Origin of the sequence: Pseudomonas sp. R25(2017), assembly GCF_002112565.1 — a bacterium.
GTDB classification, from domain to species: Bacteria; Pseudomonadota; Gammaproteobacteria; order Pseudomonadales; family Pseudomonadaceae; genus Aquipseudomonas; species Aquipseudomonas ekonensis.
Genome location: NZ_NEHZ01000047.1, coordinates 1 through 1,322, shown reverse-complemented (window position 1 = coordinate 1,322; position 1,322 = coordinate 1). Strand labels below are relative to the sequence as shown.

1 pseudogene is annotated in these 1,322 nt (G+C 55.7%); it reads left to right on the top strand.

The features are described from left to right. Window positions 1-846, top strand: a pseudogene (locus tag CAG31_RS28560) (hypothetical protein); the annotation flags it as partial. Window positions 847-1,322: the final 476 nt, after the last annotated feature.

The following is a 1,322-nucleotide window of genomic DNA, read 5'->3' as shown; positions in this document are numbered from 1 at the left end:
CAGCACTTCGAGGCCCGGCGCGGGGAGACGCTGACGGCGAGCTACAGCATCCGGCGGGCCGAGACGGGCAAGGTGAGCTATTCCAATCCGCTGGGGTTCTTGATTGGTGTTGCGGTCGAACTGGAGCCGCCGACTCTCACGTCGGTGAAGGACTCAAAGGGCGTCGAGATCCCGGACGACGGCGTCACCGCCGACACAAGCCTGACGCTCACCGGCACAGCGACGGCGGGGCAGAAGGTCGAGGTGTTCGACGGCGATAGTTCAATTGCAGAGTCCAAAGGTACGGCGACCGCCGACGCCACCACCGGGATTTGGCAGTTGGCGGTCACACTACCGTTTGGCGTTCGGCGCCTCTTTGCCAAGTCGCTCTATCACGACACTGACACTTATTCGAACGTGCGGACACTGACAGTGCAAGAACTGTATGACTCAGTGGATTTCAACAATTTGTCACTAGGAGGCTGGAACAAAGGACCAGCAGGTGCAGAAATCATATTTGCTGGTTCACCGGGCGCCTATTACTTACACAACAACACTTCAAACGGCGAATACCATGCTGGTGTCGTCCTGCATAAAACCTACGACGTCATAGTGGGTAGAAGATACCGATTCCAGGCTGAAGCAAGAGCTTTCAATCTCTCATCAGGAAACCCCGCCGTGCTTTCAATACGGATTGGAGATTCGGTATCTCAAGCTTTTACCGTCAACAACGCCAACTGGTTCTACATTGCACATGAAGCGGTGGCGACAACAGGAACGGTATTGATCGAGATTGTGAATTCACGATCAGCCCGGCATGGCAATGACTACCACCTAGACAATTTTCTGGTTTGCGGTATGAGCTGACGGCAGTGAGGCATGCGCGGAAACGGGGACGGATAGATTTATCCGGATTTATTTATACGCCCCCATTTCAACCGAAATGGCTATGCACTTCATTTTTTATCGAGTCTGTTTACTTCCGTTTAAAACCACTCCCACCACCCCACGCCACCTTGCGCCATTGCCTACAGCTACGCCAGAATCCGCCGGCTTGTGCGCCTTGGGGGCGGGTTCTATCGTTTGGCGGTCGCTGACGAATCAGTGATCGGGTTTAGCAGCCCGGCAATTCTCAAGGCACGTGAGCTCCGCTGAATGCGTCATGGCGGCTTTGCGTGGGGCACTTCGGTGCGCCGGGATCCTTGAGCCTGGTCTGCTAACCCGCGTACAGCCGCCACCCATTCGTTTAGCAGCGATGGCTGACGGCTCCATTTCTCAAGGAGCTACACCATGTTCAAACCCACCCCCAACCCACCCGAAACCGACCCCACGTCCCCCTACGA